The sequence below is a fragment of the Algorimicrobium bowmanii genome (assembly GCF_054031195.1).
The window spans coordinates 37364-58170 of record NZ_CM132929.1; the positions used below are offsets into that span (position 1 = coordinate 37364).

A 20807-nucleotide genomic window follows, 5' to 3' on the forward strand; every position below is an offset into this window, starting at 1 on the left:
TTAATTACAACCTGATGCTTAAATTATTATGAAAACTTTAAGCAAAACCTATTTTAGTTTAAAAAATCGCTATTCATAATCATTGGAATTACTAAACCAACAACTACAGCTGAGATAACCATAATCCAATCGCGTTTAGAAAAACGGAAAATTGTTTGCATAATATAACCAAGAAGAAGTACTACAAAAACTATTATTACCTGTGCTAACTCGATACCTAAGGCAAACTCTAACAAGGTTAACATTTTATTATCAGACCTTCCTACCATCATTTGAAACTCTCTAGCAAATCCTAATCCGTGGATGAGACCAAAAAACAAAGTTGAAAAAAACAATACACCAACTTTCTCTTTTTGTGCGCCTTTTCCGGCTGTAAACACATTAAAAAGTGCTATTACTAAAATAGAAACCGGAATTAAAAACTCCACTAATGATGCATTAACACTCACTACACCATAAGCTGCCAGTACTAAAGATAAAGTATGTCCTGCTGTAAAAACAGACACTAATAAAAGTACACGTTTCCAATCTCTAAACAGATAAGGAACTGTTAGAACAATAAGAAATAAAACATGATCATAGGCATTGATATCTAAAACGTGATTAACGCCATATTCAACATTAAACCAAAAGTTTTCAAGCATCTTTTTTGCAATTTAAAGGGTGTTTTCAAAGATACAATTAAAAATGATTTGATAAAAAGTAAGCTTAAAAACTATTATCCTGTATTAATCTCGAAACAAAACATCCTCTGAAATTATCCATTTACAAACGACTACAAACATTTACAAACGAATTTAAATATGTAACTACCGTTTAGAACACAAAGCCTGTTGCATCTTTGCCTTGTTGATTTGACCGAATGATTTTCAACATAATTAAAACCTTATCTTATGAATACGTTAAGAAACAAAGTACAGTTAATTGGTAGACTTGGACAAGATCCAGAAATAATCAATTTTGAAGATGGTAACAAAATGGCTAAATTTTCGATAGCCACTGATGATAGTTATAAAAATAAAAGTGGTGAAAAGGTAGAACGCGCTTATTGGCATAATGTTATTGTTAAAGGTGGCTTGGTAAAAGTTGTAGAAGAATACGTTACTAAAGGACAAGAAATAGCTATTGAAGGCAAATTAACAAACAGATCTTGGGATGACAAATCAGGTAACAAACGATATACTACCGAAATACTATGTAATGAATTATTAATGTTTGGTAAATAACATAATTGACTAATAACTAAAAAAGCCACGATTAAACATCATGGCTTTTTTTATGCAACATTTTGAAGCAAATCAAAACACGGGCATTTACCACAGCGTTTCTTTTCGCTTTTTTTATATTTTTCACAACATTTGCTTTTCACTTTCTTTTCATTAGAAATGACACCTGCTTCTCGCAAGGCTTTTAAAGCTTTCTTCTGTTTTTTCTTGTCTTTTTTTTTGCCCAAAACTTGTTAACTTTCAGATAATGAGACAAAAATAATTATTTTTATTAATTCTAAATAAATTTAATTGTTAAAATTAAATTTCTCCAGTTGAAGCTGCCGAGTTAATGGTTAGTTGTTCAATATCTCTATCAAACAAATACAAACCACCTTTATCGTTTCCTATCAAGTTAATTTTATCTAAAATAGTACGTGCCATAGCCTCTTCTTCTATCTGTTCTGAAACATACCATTGTAGAAAATTATGGGTCGCATAATCTTTTTCTTGTAGACTAATATGCACCAACTCGTTGATACTTTCAGACACAAATACTTCGTGTTCGTATAACTTCTCAAACATTTCCTGAAAAGATTCAAATGTTACATTGGGAGCCTTTAATTCCGAAACATGCGCATGACCTCCACGCTCATTAACAAATTTAATAAGTTTCAACATGTGGTCACGTTCTTCTTGCGACTGACTATACATGAAATTGGCAACACCTTCAAGACCTTTAACTTCTGCCCAACATGCCATTGCTAAATATATTTGTGACGATTCAGCTTCTACTCGAATCTGTTCATTTAATACGTTTTCAATTTTTTTAGATACCATAATTAATTCTTTTACGTAAAGTTACATAATTTTTTAAGGCTATTTGATTAGAAAAATTCAAAAACAAAAAAATGATAAATTATATTAATGGGACGCAAATTTAAGTCCAACAATTGACAGGATTAAAGTACTTATAAAAAATATACGCCAAAAATCTGCAGGTTCTTTAAAAATAAAAATACCTACCAATACCGTTCCAACTGCACCTATTCCTGTCCATACAGCATATGCCGTACCTATAGGCAAATGTTGTGTTGCTTTAACCAATAAAGCCATACTAATGCATAAACAAACAAGAAACCCAATAAACCATAAAGCAGAAACATGGCCAGTGGTTTCTTTAAACTTTCCTAAACAAGCTGCAAAGGCAACTTCAAATAATCCTGCAATAATTAATAATATCCAATTCATTTAAAAACATTATGAAAATAATTTTACACGATCCTAGTTCGCTTCATTTTGGAACTTTTAACAAAATTACTATTAAAAAATTGCTTTTCATAAAAAGTAATACGAATCCCAAACAATAGCACAAATCCGCCTAGAACCATTTGCAAGGTTATCGTTTCATCAAGTAACGCCCAAGCTAAGACAGAGGCTAAGATACCCTGCCCTAACAAACTAACAGACACACGTGTAGCACGCATTTTTTTTGTTGCATAGCTTATTAATAACCAAGCCAAAAGTTGGCAAATTATAGCTTGAACCAATAAAACAAGCCATCCTGCAGTTTCAAAGCCATAAAAAGGCTCTCCCAATGCATAGCTCAGAAACCCCAAATAAACAGACGATGCACCTAAACTTAACGTCATAAACGTTTGTATATTTAATTCTTTTAAAGCTGCCTTACTTATAAGCATGTAAAAAGCATAAAATACTCCTGAAAGAATACCAAAACTAAAAGCCAAATCGAAATCTAGATTTCTGAACGTTGAAAACCCGACTAATAACATCATTCCAAAAACAGCAATAACAGTTCCGATCCAGAAATTATTTCGGGGCTTATCTTTTAAAAAGAATAATGCCAACACACCCACCCATACAGGGGATAAATTAGTTAACAACGAGGCCTGTGTTGCGGTAGATTCCTGAATAGCGATATTCCAAACTGCTACGTCACTACCAAAAACAACACCACATACCACTGCTAATAATCCCACTTTTAGATTGGGGACTTTAAACTCTTTTTTATATAATACATAAGGTAAAAGAAATACAAAGGAAATTGCCATTCTGTAAAATGCAGAAATAACCCCTGGTGTTAGATTTAGTTTCACTAATATTGGAAACACAGAAATACATACGATGCCTATGATAAGAGCAATTTGAGCTTTTTTCATAACCTTAAAAAATTAGAATTAAACAAGGCGTAAAAGTAGTACCAAAGATGGATTCCTGTTGGTAGGAAATTGGCTATTTATGATGAAATATTATCCCTTTTAAATTGTAAGTTCCATTTTAGGCCAATTTAGTACTCATAAGTACACACTACTATTCTTAAATAGGTTTACTATTTATGTAATTTTAATTGAATACGTTTTCTTGGCACATCTACTTCCAACACTTTCACAATAACTTGTTGATGCAAACTTACATGTGCATTCACATCACTAACAAAGCTATCAGAGAGGTTTGAAACATGAATTAAACCACTTTCCTTAATTCCAACATCTACAAAGGCACCGAAATTAGTGATGTTATTTACAATTCCTGGAAGAAGCTGCCCCTCCTGCAAATCGGCAATGGTTTTAATATTCTGGTTAAAAGTAAAAACCTTAGCTTGCTCTCTAATATCTAACCCAGGTTTCTCAAGTTCCTTAACAATGTCTTGAAGCGTTGGTAACCCTACTGAACGTGTACAGTAATCTGATAAATTTAATTTTTCTAACAAGCTTACGTTTCCTATTAATCGGGTAATAGGTTCTCCTAAATTTTTAGCCATTTTTTCAACTATAGCATAACTCTCAGGATGAACAGCTGAGTCATCTAATGGATTTTTAGCTTCCTTTATACGAAGAAAAGCAGCGCCTTGCTCGAAAGCCTTATCTCCCAAACGCGGCACTTTTTTAATCGCACTACGCGACTTAAATACGCCATTTTCACTTCTATATGCTACAATGTTTTCAGCTAACTTAGGCCCAATTCCTGACACATAGCTTAATAGCGACGTGCTAGCCGTGTTAATATTTACACCTACCGCATTTACACAACTTTCTACAACAGTATCCAACTCATTCTTAAGCTTTGTTTGATCTACATCGTGTTGATATTGACCAACCCCAATAGATTTAGCCTCTATTTTAACCAATTCAGCAAGTGGATCCTGTAATCGTCTTCCTATAGAAACAGAACCTCTTACCGTTACATCATAATTTGGAAACTCTTCTCGCGCAATTTTAGAAGCCGAATAAATACTAGCTCCAGCCTCACTAACTACAAATACTTGAATATCATTTTTAAAACGGATTTTTCGAATAACAGCCTCCGTTTCACGTGAAGCCGTACCATTTCCAATAGCAATTGCTTCAATTTTATAAGCTTCCGCTAAAGAGCTAATTTTTTTCATAGCACCAATGGCATCATTTTTAGGTGGATGCGGAAAAATAGTTTCGTTGTGTTTTAAATTCCCTTGAGCATCCAAACACACTATTTTACATCCTGTTCTAAAACCTGGATCTATAGCTAAAACTCGTTTTTCACCTAACGGCGAACCCATTAATAACTGTTTTAAATTCTTAGCAAATACGCTGATAGCTGCTGCATCGGCCTTTTCTTTAGCGATTTGCAACGCTTCGTTACTTAATGATGGAAACAACAAACGTTTAAATGCATCTTGGATTGCAAGACGAATCTGATCGGCACAGGTATTTCGCGATTTGATAATACGGTCTTCAATCTTATATAATGCCTTCTCATGATCAATTTGAATTTTCACTTTAATAAACCCTGATTTTTCAGCACGTAAAATAGCCAATAACCGGTGTGAAGGAATACGACTTAGCGATTCTTCCCAATCAAAATAATCACGGAATTTCTGAGCAGTATCTTCATCTTTTTTTGACTTCACAGCTTTTGTGGCAATCATAGCAAAACGCTCTAATTGATAGCGAATTTGATTTCGAATATCGGTGCGTTCATTTATCCATTCTGCAATAATATGGCGAGCACCTTCCAAAGCTAGATCAGCAGATGAAACAGTATCATTTAAATATCTATAAGCTATTGCTTCAATATTGGAAGCATTCTGACTCATGATAATTTTAGCTAAAGGCTCTAAGCCATTTTTTCTTGCTGTTTCGGCTTTCGTTTTACGACTTTTCTTATAGGGTAAGTAAAGGTCCTCTAAAGTAGTTAGGTTGGTCGTTTGATTTATTTTTTGCTCTAATTCTGCCGTTAGAACATCCTGCTCTTTTAGAGCTTTTAAAATAGCACCTTTTCGTTTTTCTAAAGCTTCATACTGCTCCTTAAAATTAACAATTGCACCAATTTGCACTTCGTCCAAATTCCCTGTTGCTTCCTTTCTGTACCTTGAAATAAAAGGTATAGTACTACCTTCGTTTAGCAATTTAACGGTGTTTTTTACTGCAGATTCTGGAAGTTGTGTTTGGGCTATTATATAGGAAATCATAAGTGTCATTTAAAAGTCGAAAATACTAAAAAAACCTCGCAGTACATAGCCTACGAGGTTTTTCGTTATTACCGTGTTTATGATATTTCATTTTACAGCTTCAAAAACTGCTAACGGAGCCATTCTTGCTTTATTAAGTGTCATTTTACTACCGTTTAATGAGAAGTTATCTACTTTTTCTAGAGCGCTCATAAACTGATTTTCAACATCCATATTGGGGCAAGCCTTCATGGTAGATACCATTTTTGATAAACTTAATTGCGTTTCATTTTCTACTTGAAATGTCCCGTTAAAATTATTACATCCAGAATGCCCAAAAACCTTATTATTTTCAGTTGCAAAAGAAATAAAAGCTTCTGAATTAGTAATTTCCTTACCAAACAAAGCTACTAATTTCCACTTGGTATCAGTAAAAGCGATAGCATTAGCATCTTGTTTTTGTAGGATATATTTATCTGCTAATTCTCCAGTAATAGGGTCCCCAGATTGATCTAGGAGTGTTAACTTATTTTCGCCAACTTGGTAAGTTGTTTCATTTTCATCTGACAGCAAAATATTTTGACCACCTTCAAGCCATTTATAATAACCTGTATCTTCAAAAACAGTTGCATCCTTTCCTAAGTACTCACTAGTTTTTTTATACGTTAAATCTTCCTGCAATTGTATGGTAGTTTTTATACCTTCACAATCAGCACAAGGTAAAACCCCCATATAAGTACCTTTCCAATCTAACGAATTCTGACTGCTGCTAACATCCATTTTCTTCTCAGTTAAAGGTTTCTCAGAACCCGAAGCATCAGTAGCTTCTGTTTTATCTGTTTTACAACTTACAAAACTAATAAGTAGTACTAGGACTAAAGTTACAATTGGTTTTTTCATAATATATTAATTACTATTTTATTTTGCTGTCTCTTGTTGTGCATTATCAATCATTTCTTCATTAGGCACAATAGCAATGTTAACACGTCTGTTTTTAGCACGGCCTTCTGCCGTTGTATTATCTGCTATTGGCTGTTCCTCTCCAAACCAATGCGTTGTTAAGCGTGATGCGCTCATACCTTTTGAATTTTTCAAATAATTGGTTACAGCCTGCGCTCTATTTTTAGAAAGAGTCATATTATATGCATCGTTTCCGGTGTTATCAGTATGACCTACAACTAATAAATTAGTATCTGGATAGGCTTCAAAAACGGCTACTAATTTATCTAAAGTTTCTTGAGATTCACTAGTTATATTGTATTTTTCTGTAGCAAAATTAACACCACTATTCTCATCGAAAGTTACAACAATTCCTTGGTCTACACGTTCAACAGTTGCGCCTGGCACCTCCTCTTCTATACGTTGTGCTTGTTTATCCATCTGATTCCCGATAACCACACCGGCACCACCGCCTACAACACCTCCGATTAATGCACCTAACTCCGAATTACCGCTTCCCACATTGTTACCTATGATAGCTCCTAAAATAGCTCCACTAGTTGTACCAATAGCGGCTCCCTTTTGGCGGTTATTAGCATTATCGATAGCCTTACAACTGCTAAAGCAGATGGCTAAAACACTTATATATATTATTAATTTAAGCTTGTTTATTGACATAGTCATAATATTATAATTTTGTAAAGTTCATAAATATGGTAAATGGACTACCGTCCAAATTCACCGTTTGACGCCATTGCATTGTAGTACTAGTTATTCCTGCTAGTTTTAATCGGTATCCTTGGTTGGTAGCAGATTTTCCTTTAGCATCTGTAGGCTTTAATAGGAAATCGTACAAACCCGTTTCAGGATTTACTTCTTGAATACTGAATTTGAAATCTCGTGTACCAGTATCACAATTACTTTGAGTTATTTGATAAGTGCCCGTATTATTATTTGGAACAAATTCCCAAACACTATTTTCAAAACAATTGGTTGATGTATCATTAAACATATCAACTTGGAACGTTCCTGTTTTACTAAAGTTAAAAGAGTTTAAAGTCCAACTTCCCTTTAGATTTTTTTCGGAATCACGGACAACTTTAGAGCTACCACAGGATAATACACTTAAAGTTATTAGCAATAAAATAATCTGTTTCATAATTGTTGATTTTTATACTATCAAAATTACTTCAGAACTAGAAAACAGATTGATGCAAACAATTAAAAACAGGATGCTATTAAGAAGTAGTAAAAGGAATTACAGGAAGAAACCTGATGAAATAATTACAAAAAAAAGACTCCAAAAAAACCAATTAAAAAGGTTTCTTTGGAGTCAAAACTATTGCTCTCTTTTTAGAGCTGTTATTATTATCTAAGAAATTTGCAAACCATTTCCTACAGAAGCGTCATCAGGGTTAACAAAAACTAAATCGCCCTCTGGGTTTTCAGTCATTAATATCATTCCTTGACTTTCAACACCTCGTAATTTTCTAGGCGCTAGATTAACTAATACCGTTACGCGTTTCCCAATAATATCTTCAGGTTTAAAGCTTTGAGCAATACCAGACACAATAGTTCTTGTATCAATTCCTGTATCTACTTTTAAAACTAACAGTTTATTCGCTTTTGGCATTTTTTCGGCTTCTAATATAGTTCCAACGCGTAAATCTAGTTTAGAAAAATCTTCAAAAGTAATCGTCTCTTTTTCAGGCTCCACCTTCTTATTAGCGGCCTCATTAGCTTTTTTACTTGCTTCCAATTTATCTAATTGCAATTGAATTGTTTTATCTTCTATTTTAGAAAACAATAATTCAGCCTGACCAATTTTATGACCCGATGGTATTAAAACATCTTTAGTTGTAATGGAATCCCATGTATTGTTAACAGCGTTATCTTCTGAAACTTCTTCAGAGTTAATTTTTAAAATATGTTTTAGTTTATTGGCAGTAAATGGCAAGAAAGGCTCTCCTAAAGTTGCTAATGCCGATGCTATTTGTAGTGCCACAAACATAATAGTTTTAGTTCGTGCAGCATCGGTTTTAACCAATTTCCATGGTTCCTCGTCAGCCAAGTATTTATTTCCTAATCGTGCTAAATTCATAAACTCTTGCGATGCCTCACGGAATCTATAACGTTCTATTGAACTTGCTATCACAGCTGGATAAGCCTTTATAGCTGCTAGAGTTTCTTGATCTACAGTTGAAAAATCTGCAGGTTCAGGAATAACCCCTTCATAGTATTTGTCAGTTAAAATGACTACTCGATTTATAAAATTACCAAAAATAGCTACTAACTCGTTATTGTTTCTAGCTTGAAAATCGGCCCAAGTAAAATCGTTATCCTTACTTTCTGGCGCATTAGCTGTTAACGCATATCGCAACACATCTTGTTGACCTGGGAAATCCTCAAGATAGTCAGGCAACCAAACAGCCCAATTTTTAGAGGTTGATAATTTCTGACCCTCTAAATTTAAAAATTCATTAGCTGGCACATTATCTGGTAAAATATAAGAACCTTCAGCTTTTAGCATGCTCGGGAAAATAATACAGTGAAAAACAATATTATCTTTCCCGATAAAGTGCACCAATTTGGTATCTTCATCTTTCCAATAAGGTTTCCAGTCTTTACCTTCGCGTTCAGCCCATTCTTTAGTAGCTGAAATATATCCTATTGGGGCATCAAACCAAACATAAAGCACTTTACCTTCGCCTCCTTCTACAGGAACAGGAATTCCCCAATCTAAATCTCTAGTCACCGCTCTTGGACGCAAACCATCATCTATCCAAGATTTTACTTGCCCATATACATTGGGTTTCCAATCTTTTTTATGACCTTTTAAAATCCACTCTTTTAAGAAGTTTTCATGTTTATCTAAGGGTAAAAACCAGTGTTTTGTTTCTTTTAGAGTTGGTACATTTCCTGTAATAGCTGATTTAGGATTAATCAAATCCGTTGCGTTTAAACTAGCTCCGCAACGTTCACACTGATCGCCATACGCTTCTTCATTACCACACTTAGGACAAGTTCCGGTTACAAATCTATCTGCTAAAAACTGATTCGCTTCCGCATCATATAACTGCTCGGTAACCTCCTCTATAAATTCACCTTTATCATACAGCGTCTTAAAAAATTCTTGAGCAGTATCATGGTGAACCTTATCTGAAGTACGCGAATAATTATCAAAAGTAATCCCGAAATCTTCAAACGATTTTTTAATAATAGCATGATATTTATCAACAATATCTTGAGGCGTAACGCCTTCCTTTTTAGCTTTAATAGTAATAGGAACACCATGCTCATCACTACCACAGATAAAGGCAACATCGTTATTTGTTAGACGTAAATAACGTGCGTAAATGTCTGCAGGCACATACACACCAGCCAAATGGCCAATATGAATTGGACCGTTAGTGTACGGTAAAGCGGCTGTAATAGTATATCTTTTAGGTTGATTCATGGTAATTAATATGATGTCTGATGGCTATTACAAATACATGTCTAAGCCTTTAATATTGTTTTTTTGAAGTGACAAAAGTACGCATTTTAAGGTCTATTTAGAAAAAAAATGTACATTTACCCTATGTCAAAATTATCACTATTAGTTGTGCTGTGCTGCTCGGTTTTATTCATGGGATTTAATCGGAAAGAACCGACAGAAATAACAACTTCAAAAACAGAAAAATTGATACAACCTCCCTATTTAAAAGCAGGTGATACAGTGGCTATTGTGGCACCCTCCGGAATATTAAAAAACCGACAAACCGAAGTAAACCGTGCTATTAAGTTATTAGAAAGTTGGGGGTTACATGCTTTAATTGGCGATCATGTTTTTAGTAATGGTAATCATTTTGCAGGAACAGATACGGAACGTTGTGAAGATTTCCAAAAAGCTATGAATAATCCTACTGTTAGTGCGATTTGGGCAGCAAGAGGCGGCTATGGATCCGTTAGGATTTTAGATAAACTTGATTATAGCCAACTTAAAAAAAATCCAAAATGGCTTATTGGTTATAGTGACATTACGGCCTTACATAACGATTTCCACAATGAAGGCTTTAAAACCATACATGCCATGATGTGTACGAGTTTAACAGCCGATACTTCAGGGCTAGACCAAACAGTCGGAACTTTTAAAAAAGCGCTTTTTGGACAACCACTCTCATACACACTTCAAGGCTCTAACTACAATAAAACAGGTACTGTTTCTGCCCCAATAGTAGGTGGAAATTTAACCATACTTCATACAATGCTAGGCTCGGATAGTAGTATCGACACCACAGGTAAAATTTTATTTATTGAAGAAATAGGTGAATACAAATATCACGTAGATCGCATGCTCCAAAGCTTAAAACGTGCTGGATACTTTGATAATTGTGCCGGTGTATTGGTAGGCGACATGACTAAAATGCGTAGAAATACAACAAACTGGGGTAGCTCTATTGAACAATTAATTTTAGATGTATTATCAGAGTACGATTTCCCTGTAGCCTTTAACATGCCAGCAGGTCATGAAACGGATAACCGTGCTTTAATTTTAGGTAATACGATTAAGCTTGATGTTCGTAAAGAACAGTCTGTTGTAGAGTTTCTAAAATAAGCGTTTTTGATATTTATAAAACAACAGCGCTCCTAAAAAGTACAATATTACATCTACCAAATCCCTTGTGTAACGCGGATTTGTTTGTGGTAAAATCCACTCAAAATAAATTGAAAAATAGGCTGCTAAACATAAAACAATAGCTAACGATACATAGTAGTTTTCTAGTTTTTTAAAGAACCGTACAATTATTAAACACACACTTAACACTAGAGGCAAACACAAAAAATCATTTACGTAAAAAGAAACCCAATTTGGCAATGGCAGATTAAATCTTTGAAACAAGTAAATACCAATAGCTATAATAGCTGCTATATAAAAAACAGGATGTTTTATAATTCTCATGCTGCAATTGCTGAAATAAGCCAGGCAATAAACATCCCTATAGCCATAAATGCCATCCAAATAGCATGGGTTACTTTAGCAAATACACGAACAATTAAAAACCGATGCGTACTATATTTGTCATAAAAAGACGGTGAGTTTTCTTTCTCTAATTTCTGGCGTTCCTCGCGTTCTTTTTCGGCTTGTTCATAAGCCAATTTTCGTCTTTTCTTATAAGAAAGGAGTGTACCACAATTTGTGCAATAATCGGAGTCTGTACTAAAAACTCCACAATTAGGACATTTTATGTGTTTAGCCATACCATTTGTTTGATTATCTACGAAGATACAATTATAAGCTGTTTTATAGTGCGGGTATTTTTAGTATCTTGTATACAATTGGTTAAATTATACATTTAACATATGGCACAACATAACGATCTTGGTAATTTAGGAGAGCAATTAGCTGTCGCGTTTTTACAAGCTAAAGGCTATGCCGTTTTACAACGTAACTACAGATTTCAAAAAGCCGAAATTGATATAATAGCCCAACATGAAACCGAAATTATCTGTATAGAAGTAAAAACAAGAAATTCCGATTTTTTTGGAGACCCACAAGACTTTGTAAGCCCCGGAAAAATCAAACTACTTATCAAGGCAATGGACGCGTATATTACAGAAAATGCTATTGATCTAGATTGCCGCTTTGATATAATTGCCATACTTAAAAACAACACAAAGGAGCAGATTACACATTATGAAAATGCCTTTTATCACTTTTAAAATAAACCCATTTATTGGTTAAAATATGTCTCTAAGTCAGATACGTGATCTGGCTTTGCTAATATCGTTTTATTGGTATCTAATATAAAGAAAGAAGGTGTTGCCGAAATACCATATTCTTTAATTAGAGGGCTATCCCATTTTTTCAAATCATAAGTATGGGTAAAATTCGGAAACTTCGGAATAGTTTGGTTCCAGCTTCTTACTCCATCTTCCAACGCATAGGCCAAAACTTTAATATCCGGATGTTTTTCCATTAGTGTTTTTACTTTTGGAAGCTCTTCTAAACAATGACTGCAACCACTACTCCAAAAAATCAACAAGGTTTTAGATGTAGTATTAAAATGGTACAAATCAGTCTGAACAGCTTTCTTATTATCTAAATAGGTGAATTCAAAATTTAATGCTCTTTTACCTACAGCCGACTTGTTATAGCTTTCCAAAGTGTTTACCAAATAGGTTTTATTCCTCATTTTAGCCAAAGGCAACAAATACGTATCACTAATATAATTAGCAACTTCTGGTTGTTGCTGAGCAATCATTTGGTGCCATAAATTTTCAAGTACTATAATTTTAACCTCTGAATTATTACCTATAGCGGTTACCACATCATCAACAGCGTTCATATAATACTTAGGCTGCTCAGGCATGGCAAACACATACGCTTCTACACGCTCATTTAAAAAGTCGGAAATTTGCAATAACTTATTTTCAAATGCTATATAATCAAAATAATGAGCTTTTAAATTAGAAGCATAGGTATTTAGAGACTCATAAGTTTTAGGAATATAGGTTCTATTCGATTTCACAAACGGAGCAATCATCATATCGGCTGTTTCTGCCTCGAAATCCTTCTGGGTATTACTTAACGTTTTAAAAACTTCTGTAATCTGAGCTTCATTAGGTTTCTCTTTTGAATATAGCTTGCTAACTAAACCATTTAAGCTTTGAATACTATCTGAATACGTTTGCCAAATATCATTCTCTGCTGATTGTAATATTTGCAGACCTTTCTCTAAATCGTAGGTTAATGTAATATCTTCCTTTCCATTATAAAACAGATCAAAATTATTAGCTTCAATAGGTACTGCATAGACTACCTTATAAATACCTACTTGTGCATTTTCATCAAGCGAGAAAGTCCAACCTCCTGTTTCTGTTGTTTTTGATTGGCTTATATAATTAGCTCCTGTGGGTGTCACGTGATATAAAAGTGCAAAATTAAACGATTCCGCAGGTGTAAAAGTTCCTTGAATGCTATGTTGAGCCCAAGTAATAAGAGGCAACAAAAAGAAAAGAAGCACTAGTTTTTTCATAGTAATTTATTTTATAAACGATTTGCAAAAGGCATGCCGAAGCCGCCTTTTTTAATTCGGATTTGTAAGTGGTTTTAATGCCTGCAAAGCATCATTTACATTTTTAATATTTTCAAAAGTTAATAATAAACGTAAGCCATTCCTGGTTTGTTTTTCTTTCATCTTACAGGCTTTAGGGTGCGATTGTACAAATTGTAAAACCCGTGTAAAATTAGGGCTTTGATAAAAGCCACTTTTCTGGTCTGTTAAGAAATACCCAATAAGTTTTCCTTGCTTCATAACCACCTTTTCAAGTCCCATTTTAGTAGCAATCCATTTTAAACGCACACTATTAAACAAGTCGATAACCTGAGTCGGCAAATCGCCAAAACGATCGCGAATTTCTCCTTCAAACAAGACTAATTCTGCTTCAGTTTTTATACCGTTTAGCTTAGTATATAAGTTTAGACGCTCGGCAATATTATTCACATAATCATCTGGAAATAGAAGTTCAAAATCACTATCAATAGTAATATCTTTAACGTATTCTTTTTCCTTACCATCATCTTGATATAAGTCTTGAAATTCAGTTTCTTTTAATTCTTCAATAGCTTCATTTAGAATTTTCTGATAGGTATCAAAACCAATATCATTAATAAATCCGCTCTGCTCACCGCCTAATAAATCACCCGCACCTCGAATTTCCAAATCCTTCATAGCTATATTAAATCCACTTCCCAATTCTGTAAATTGCTCTAAAGCTGTAATTCGTTTTCTTGCATCGCTAGTCATGGCTGAATATTCCGGAGTTATAAAATAGCAAAAAGCTTTTTTGTTACTTCGTCCTACACGACCACGCATTTGGTGCAAATCACTTAAACCAAAATTATTGGCATTATTAATAAAAATGGTATTTGCATTTGGTACATCTAAGCCACTTTCAACTATCGTGGTACTTACTAAAACATCAAACTCACCATTAATAAAAGCAAGCATAAGCTTTTCTAGTTTTTTACCGTCCATTTGCCCATGTCCAATAGCAACCTTGGCATCAGGCACCAACCGTTGGATTAAACCGGCAACTTCTTTTATATTTTCAATCCTATTATGAATAAAAAATATTTGTCCGCCTCGTTGAATTTCATAAGAAACTGCATCCCGAATTGACTCCTCACTAAAACGGATTACATGACTCTCAATAGGGTATCGGTTTGGTGGTGGTGTTGTAATAACCGACAAATCACGCGCAGCCATTAGGCTAAACTGTAAAGTTCTTGGTATAGGTGTAGCTGTTAATGTCAAGACATCAACATTGTCTTTAAGCGTTTTAAGTTTTTCTTTCACTGCAACACCAAACTTCTGCTCTTCATCAACAATTAGAAGACCTAAATCTTTAAATTTCACATTTTTATTAACCAATTGGTGCGTACCAATAATAATATCTACGGCTCCAGATTCAAGATTTTCTAATGTTTGGCGTTTTTCTTTAGCAGAGCGAAACCTATTCAGGTAGTCCACAGTAACCGGAAAATCTTTTAGTCGCTGACTGAAACTTCTAGCATGCTGGTAAGCCAAAATAGTAGTTGGCACTAAAACCGCTACTTGTTTACCATTATCTACAGCTTTAAAAGCAGCCCGAATAGCAACTTCCGTTTTTCCAAAACCAACATCACCACAAACTAGACGATCCATAGGACGTTCGCTTTCCATATCGGCTTTAATATCGGCGGTTGCAGTACTTTGGTCGGGTGTATCTTCATAAATAAACGAAGCTTCCAACTCGTGTTGCATGTGGCTATCGGGATTATATTGATAGCCTTTTTCTAACTTCCGCTTAGCATATACTTTTATTAAATTGAAAGCTATTTCTTTAACCCTTGATTTTGTTTTAGCTTTAAGTGTTTTCCAAGCTTTACTACCTAGTTTATGAACTTTAGGTGGTTTACCATCTTTTCCATTAAACTTGGTTATTTTATGTAATGAGTGAATACTTAAATACAGAATGTCACGCTCGCCATAAATTAATTTTATAGCTTCTTGTTTATTCCCTTCGACATCTATTTTTTGAAGCCCGCCAAATTTTCCAATACCGTGATCAATATGTGTTACATAGTCACCAATATCTAAATTGGTTAACTCTTTTAATGTAATAGATTGTTTCTTAGCATAACCATTTTTAAGGCTAAACTTATGGTAACGCTCAAATATTTGGTGATCGGTATAACAGGTTATTTTATTATCATGATCTACAAAACCTTGGTATAAAGAAACTACGATGGTTTTATAATGAACTGTGGCTTCTGCATCTTCAAATATATCATGGAACCGTTTAGCTTGCTGCTCACTTACACAGGCAATATAATTAGTATAGCCACGGTCATGATGTAAATTTAAATCGTCAATTAACAAATTGAATTGCTTATTAAATGCAGGTTGTGGCGTGGTGTTATAGGTAATAACTTGACCTACACTACTCGCTTCTGCAAATACTGCTTTGCTGCCAAATTCAATTAAATTAAAATCCAACAACTGTTTTTTTAACAAGGTTGAATTACAAAACAACACTTCCGGTTCGGCATGTTGAATATCGGAAGACAGATTTTTAAATGCCTCTTCGGCTTTACTATAAAAATCATCAATTCTATCAAAAAACAATTGTGTGTTTTTGGTGAAAACAACTGTTTTTTGAGCTATATATTTAAAGAAACTTTGGCGACTTTCTTCTAAGAACTTATTCGCAACATTGGGAATAATGCTTATTTTTTTTATCTGCTCGGTGGATAGCTGTGTTTCCACATCAAAGGTTCGGATACTATCCACATCATCGCCAAAAAACTCAATACGATACGGTTCATCATTAGAAAATGAAAATACATCAACAATACCACCTCGTACGGAGAACTCTCCAGGTTCAGTAACAAAATCAACACGCTTAAATTTGTATTCAAAAAGGACTTCGTTTACAAAATCGATTGATAAATTGTCATTTACTGCAATTTTTAAGGTGTTTTTATCTAACTCTCTCCGCGTCACAACTTTTTCAAAAAGCGCATCCGGATAGGTTATAATAATTGCGGGTTTTTTACGGGAGTTAATACGGTTTAAAACTTCGGAACGCAATAATACATTAGCATTATCGGTTTCCTCTATTTGGTATGGGCGTCTATAACTACCTGGATAAAAAAGCACGTCTTTATCATTTAGCATAGCTTCTAAATCATTAAGATAAAAAGCAGCTTCTTCTTTATCATTAAAAATAAGTAAGAAGGGCTTTTCAGCTTGTTTAAAAGCTTGACTGATAACCAATGAAAATGCCGAACCAACTAGGCCTTTTAAATGTGTACGATTTTCGGTTTGGGCAATAGCAGTTTGCAGATTTTGCGTTTGCAAAGCCTGTGCATATGTTTGCGAGAGGATAGATTTACTCAAAAGCAATGGTATTTTATGCAAATATAAGTCTTTGATGCATTAAAATATACAAGTTTTATCTTTTAGTCGGCAGTTTGGGTGATACTTAAATCTAAAATAGTTAATGCTATTTGGAAGCCTAATTAAAGAAGTTTTTTACTAAAATTTAAACTAGCGCTAGTTTTTGTGTACAATTTATTAAAAACGCTTAACCCAAAACACGCATAATTGATTACAGTTTTCTCGTAAAATAGCATGATATATCTGGTTTTGTTTCTTTTTTGAGTACTTGAATCTCGCTTATAAGAAGTACTCAAACATCAATTTTTATTATACGCTAACTACCAATTAAAAAAGAAAAATTTATATTTTAAAGAGTGCTAACTTTATTTATATTTGTAGTCCCTAAATGTTGGGATTAAAAACAGAAAGATATGTCATTTTCAGATTTATTCGATAGCGGATTTAAAAAACGTAACGAAGATCATTTTGCAGCCATTGTTAGAGTAGCCATGGATGATGGTATTATTAGCGATGAAGAAAAAGCCTTTTTAGACCGATTAGCTAGAAACTTAGATATTAGCGAGGGCGATTATAAAATTATTTTAAAAGATTATCAATCGCACCCAATTAACCCACCTTCATCTTACGATAGACGTTTAGAGCGCTTATATGACTTAGCTCGTATGGTTGCTGTAGATTATATTAAAGACGACCACAAAGAAGTGGTATTACGTAAAATAGGTGTAGGACTTGGATTCTCATCTGAAAACGTTAAATATATTATTGACAAAGCATTAAGACTTGTTAATGAAGGTGTAGATTTAGACACATTTACAGAAGAAATGAAAAACATGAATCGTTAAGATTTATTATTTCACATATAAAAAAAGCCACTCAATGAGTGGCTTTTTTTTATATGTATTATGTATTCTAAATGAATACTTATTCTGCTAAACGCATAAATTCTTCGGCCTTTTCAACCATATTTTTACTTCCACAAATAAAAGGAACACGTTGGTGTAATTCCGTTGGCTCAATATCTAGAATTCTTTTAAAACCATCACTTGCTTTTCCATTTGCCTGTTCTGCCAAGAGTGCCATAGGATTACATTCATATAATAAACGCAACTTCCCATTAGAGGTTTTAGAACTCTTAGGATATAAATAAATACCACCTTTGATCATGTTTCTATGAAAATCAGATACTAAAGATCCAATATAGCGTGATGTATAAGGGCGGTCACCCTCCTCCATTTGGCAATATTTGATATAGTTTTTAATACCTTGTGGGAAATGAATGTAGTTCCCCTCGTTTACCGAATAAATTTTTCCATCCTCAGGAAAAGACATATCAGGGTGTGAAAGGTAAAATGTACCAATAGCAGGATTTAATGTAAAACCATTAACACCGTGTCCAGTAGTATACACTAACATAGTTGAAGTTCCATATACAACATACCCAGCAGCTACTTGTTGGTTTCCTTTTTGAAGAAAATCTTCAATCTGCACAGGGGTTCCAACAGGAGTTACACGTCTGTAAATAGAGAAAATAGTCCCTACAGAAACATTTACATCAATATTTGAAGAACCATCTAAAGGATCAATTAAAACAACATATTTATTATTGTTATTTTCATCCTGACTATTAATTGTTATAAACTCATCTTCTTCTTCACTAGCAATACCACAAACAATATTTCTATTTGTTAAGGTCTGAATAAACTTATCATTAGCATAAACATCTAGTTTTTGTTGATCTTCACCTTGAATATTAGTATCGCCGGCAGCACCTATAATATCAACTAATCCTGCTTTATTAACCTCATGATTTACAACCTTAGCAGCAAGTCGGATAGAATTAATCAGTCTTGATAATTCGCCAGATGTATATTTAAAAGATGCTTGATTTTCAATGATAAACTCTCCAAGAGTTTTATTTTTTCTAGACATAGAAGCCGTTTTATGGTTTCTGCAAATATCGTATTTTTTGTTAAACTATTACGTTTTCGTGAAAATTATATATGGCTAAATAGGCAAGTTTAGACTATATTTACGCCAAAATTAAGGTATGAGTATTACAGTCCGAAATGCCAAGAAATCTGATATGGCATCCGTTTTAAAACTGATTAACGAATTGGCTGTTTTTGAGAAAGAACCCGATGCTGTAGAAATTACAGTTTCCGATTTAGAAAAACAAGGTTTTGGTCCCAATCCAGCATTTCATTGTTTTGTTGCTGAAATGGGAGCTTCCGTTGTAGGCATTGCTTTAGTTTACATGCGTTTTTCTACATGGAAAGGTCCTGTATTACATTTAGAGGACTTAGTTGTAAATCAGCAAATGCGTGGTAAAGGTGTTGGCACAACATTATTAGACGCGGTAGTTACCTATGGAAAAAGTTTAGGCGTGAAGCGAATTTGTTGGGAAGTCTTAGACTGGAATGAACCTGCTATTAATTTTTACGAACAAAAAGGCGCAAATGTTATGCGTGACTGGGATGTGGTTCATTTAAATGAAACCGCAATAGACAATTATATTTCAAACATAAAAAATGCAAGTATTTAAATTTGGTGGTGCATCGGTAAAAGATGCTCAAGGTGTTAAAAATTTAGTGACTGTTTTACAAAAAACAGGTTATGAAAATACCCTAATTGTAGTTTCAGCTATGGGTAAGATGACCAATGCTATGGAGTTAGTTATTGGTAACTACTTTAATAATAAACCGGAATTACAGAGTTCATTTCAGGAAATAAGAAAATTTCATAATGCTATTTTATTAGATTTATTTGAAAACGAAAACCATGCTATCTTTAAACAGGTAGGCGATTTGTTAGATGAATTAATGATCTTTTTCGAACGCAATAAATCGCCAGACTACAACTTTGTTTACGACCAAGCTATTGGATATGGAGAACTAGTTTCTACAAGCATAATTAGTGCCTATTTAAACGAAGTTGGCCTTGAAAATAATTGGCTAGACGTTAGAGAATACATAAAAACTGATAATTATTACAGACGTGCAAACGTTAATTGGGAGGAAACGCAAACACTTATAACTGCTAATTTCAACAAGAACAAACTAAACATAACCCAAGGTTTCTTGGGGAGTGATGCTAATAATTTCACTACCACTTTAGGTCGTGAAGGAAGTGATTATACAGCTGCAATTTTTGCCTACTGCCTAAATGCTTCTGGTGTTACTATTTGGAAAGATGTTCCTGGTGTTTTAAATGCCGACCCACGTTATTTTGAAAATGCGCAACTATTAAACAAAATTTCTTATCGCGAAGCTATTGAGTTGGCTTTTTATGGTGCATCGGTTATTCACCCAAAAACCTTACAACCCTTACAGCGCAAAGAAATACCATTATACGTTAAGTCGTTTTTAAACCCTACAAACGCAGGAACATGTGTTGGTAAAGGTGTTGGAATAGAACCTGAAATTCCGTGTTTTATTTTAAAACATAATCAGGTATTAATATCGCTTTCATCATTAGATTTCTCTTATATTGTAGAAGAAAATATCAGTGAAATCTTTAATTTATTACATTTATATAAAATGAAGGTCGACGTTATTCAGAATTCGGCCATTAGTTTTTCCGTTTGTGTAGATGATGTTTATAAGAATTTAGAAAAGTTACTACAGCATTTAAAAGCTAAATTTAAAGTAACTTGCCATGAAAACGTATCTTTATATACTATTAGACATTATAATTCCGATGTCATCACACAATTAGAGCAGGATAAAACTGTTTTAATGAAGCAGCTATCTCAAGAAACTATGCAGATGATAACTGCTTAACCCCCTA

General features: G+C 33.9%; 20 protein-coding genes. 6 read left to right on the top strand and 14 right to left on the bottom strand.

All coding sequences use genetic code 11. The annotated features are described in order from the left end of the window. Nucleotides 1-53: 53 nt before the first annotated feature. Nucleotides 54-644: a HupE/UreJ family protein gene (locus ACW5R3_RS00145; RefSeq protein WP_456577593.1), complete on the bottom strand. Its 591-nt coding sequence runs from the start codon at nt 642-644 to the stop codon at nt 54-56. A gap of 249 nt (nt 645-893) precedes the next feature. On the opposite strand from ACW5R3_RS00145, the gene ACW5R3_RS00150 reads away from it, so the two are divergent. Further along, nucleotides 894-1226: a single-stranded DNA-binding protein gene (locus tag ACW5R3_RS00150; protein ID WP_456577594.1), complete on the top strand. Its 333-nt coding sequence runs from the start codon at nt 894-896 to the stop codon at nt 1224-1226. A 50-nt stretch (nt 1227-1276) separates the two neighbouring features. Here ACW5R3_RS00150 and ACW5R3_RS00155 read toward each other — a convergent pair whose 3' ends face one another. The 9 genes from ACW5R3_RS00155 to metG form a co-directional block, all read right to left on the bottom strand. Continuing rightward, complete coding sequence (locus tag ACW5R3_RS00155) at nt 1277-1453, bottom strand: hypothetical protein (protein ID WP_456577595.1); 177 nt, start codon at nt 1451-1453, stop codon at nt 1277-1279. 73 nt (nt 1454-1526) lie between these two features. Further along, nucleotides 1527-2045, bottom strand: a complete 519-nt coding sequence (locus tag ACW5R3_RS00160; protein WP_456577596.1) for a ferritin — start codon at nt 2043-2045, stop codon at nt 1527-1529. A gap of 84 nt (nt 2046-2129) precedes the next feature. After that, nucleotides 2130-2456 (bottom strand): DMT family transporter, encoded by a 327-nt coding sequence (locus tag ACW5R3_RS00165; RefSeq protein ID WP_456577597.1) that lies wholly within the window; start codon nt 2454-2456, stop codon nt 2130-2132. Between the two features lie 23 nt (nt 2457-2479). After that, a complete protein-coding gene (locus ACW5R3_RS00170) occupies nt 2480-3385 on the bottom strand; it encodes a DMT family transporter (RefSeq protein ID WP_456577598.1) in 906 nt (301 codons plus the stop codon). Between the two features lie 170 nt (nt 3386-3555). Then, nucleotides 3556-5673, bottom strand: coding sequence for a Tex family protein (locus ACW5R3_RS00175; protein WP_456577599.1), 2118 nt, complete (start codon nt 5671-5673; stop codon nt 3556-3558). An 87-nt stretch (nt 5674-5760) separates the two neighbouring features. Further along, nucleotides 5761-6552: a copper resistance protein NlpE N-terminal domain-containing protein gene (locus ACW5R3_RS00180; protein WP_456577600.1), complete on the bottom strand. Its 792-nt coding sequence runs from the start codon at nt 6550-6552 to the stop codon at nt 5761-5763. An 18-nt stretch (nt 6553-6570) separates the two neighbouring features. Further along, nucleotides 6571-7275, bottom strand: a complete 705-nt coding sequence (locus tag ACW5R3_RS00185) for an OmpA family protein (protein ID WP_456577601.1) — start codon at nt 7273-7275, stop codon at nt 6571-6573. 4 nt (nt 7276-7279) lie between these two features. Then, the gene (locus ACW5R3_RS00190) at nt 7280-7750 is read right to left on the bottom strand and encodes a lipocalin family protein (RefSeq protein WP_456577602.1); all 471 of its coding nucleotides are present in this window, start codon (nt 7748-7750) and stop codon (nt 7280-7282) included. Between the two features lie 213 nt (nt 7751-7963). Next, nucleotides 7964-10048: a methionine--tRNA ligase gene (metG, locus tag ACW5R3_RS00195; RefSeq protein ID WP_456577603.1), complete on the bottom strand. Its 2085-nt coding sequence runs from the start codon at nt 10046-10048 to the stop codon at nt 7964-7966. A gap of 123 nt (nt 10049-10171) precedes the next feature. On the opposite strand from metG, the gene ACW5R3_RS00200 reads away from it, so the two are divergent. Then, entirely contained in the window at nt 10172-11188 is a 1017-nt protein-coding gene (locus tag ACW5R3_RS00200; RefSeq protein WP_456577604.1) for a S66 peptidase family protein, read from the top strand. 341 nt (nt 11189-11529) lie between these two features. Here the strand turns inward: ACW5R3_RS00200 and ACW5R3_RS00205 are convergent, their stop codons facing one another. Beyond that, complete coding sequence (locus ACW5R3_RS00205; protein ID WP_456577605.1) at nt 11530-11832, bottom strand: hypothetical protein; 303 nt, start codon at nt 11830-11832, stop codon at nt 11530-11532. A gap of 102 nt (nt 11833-11934) precedes the next feature. Here ACW5R3_RS00205 and ACW5R3_RS00210 point away from each other — a divergent pair, with 102 nt between their 5' ends. Further along, nucleotides 11935-12294 (top strand): YraN family protein, encoded by a 360-nt coding sequence (locus ACW5R3_RS00210; protein ID WP_456577606.1) that lies wholly within the window; start codon nt 11935-11937, stop codon nt 12292-12294. Nucleotides 12295-12305: 11 nt separating this feature from the next. Here ACW5R3_RS00210 and ACW5R3_RS00215 read toward each other — a convergent pair whose 3' ends face one another. After that, nucleotides 12306-13610 carry a TlpA family protein disulfide reductase gene (locus ACW5R3_RS00215; protein ID WP_456577607.1) on the bottom strand — a complete coding sequence of 435 codons (1305 nt, stop codon included), beginning with the start codon at nt 13608-13610 and terminating at the stop codon, nt 12306-12308. Nucleotides 13611-13661: 51 nt separating this feature from the next. Further along, the gene (mfd, locus tag ACW5R3_RS00220) at nt 13662-17018 is read right to left on the bottom strand and encodes a transcription-repair coupling factor (RefSeq protein WP_456577608.1); all 3357 of its coding nucleotides are present in this window, start codon (nt 17016-17018) and stop codon (nt 13662-13664) included. Nucleotides 17019-17431: 413 nt separating this feature from the next. Here mfd and ACW5R3_RS00225 point away from each other — a divergent pair, with 413 nt between their 5' ends. Further along, entirely contained in the window at nt 17432-17863 is a 432-nt protein-coding gene (locus tag ACW5R3_RS00225) for a TerB family tellurite resistance protein (RefSeq protein ID WP_456577609.1), read from the top strand. Nucleotides 17864-17942: 79 nt separating this feature from the next. Here the strand turns inward: ACW5R3_RS00225 and fbp are convergent, their stop codons facing one another. After that, on the bottom strand, nt 17943-18950 hold the full coding sequence (fbp, locus tag ACW5R3_RS00230) for a class 1 fructose-bisphosphatase (RefSeq protein ID WP_456577610.1): 1008 nt from the start codon (nt 18948-18950) through the stop codon (nt 17943-17945). A gap of 118 nt (nt 18951-19068) precedes the next feature. On the opposite strand from fbp, the gene ACW5R3_RS00235 reads away from it, so the two are divergent. Together ACW5R3_RS00235 and ACW5R3_RS00240 are read left to right on the top strand one after the other, a co-directional pair. After that, on the top strand, nt 19069-19563 hold the full coding sequence (locus ACW5R3_RS00235; RefSeq protein WP_456577611.1) for an N-acetyltransferase family protein: 495 nt from the start codon (nt 19069-19071) through the stop codon (nt 19561-19563). Then, complete coding sequence (locus ACW5R3_RS00240; RefSeq protein WP_456577612.1) at nt 19550-20800, top strand: aspartate kinase; 1251 nt, start codon at nt 19550-19552, stop codon at nt 20798-20800. Before ACW5R3_RS00235 ends, ACW5R3_RS00240 begins: the two co-directional genes overlap by 14 nt. The last annotated feature ends 7 nt before the right edge of the window (nt 20801-20807 follow it).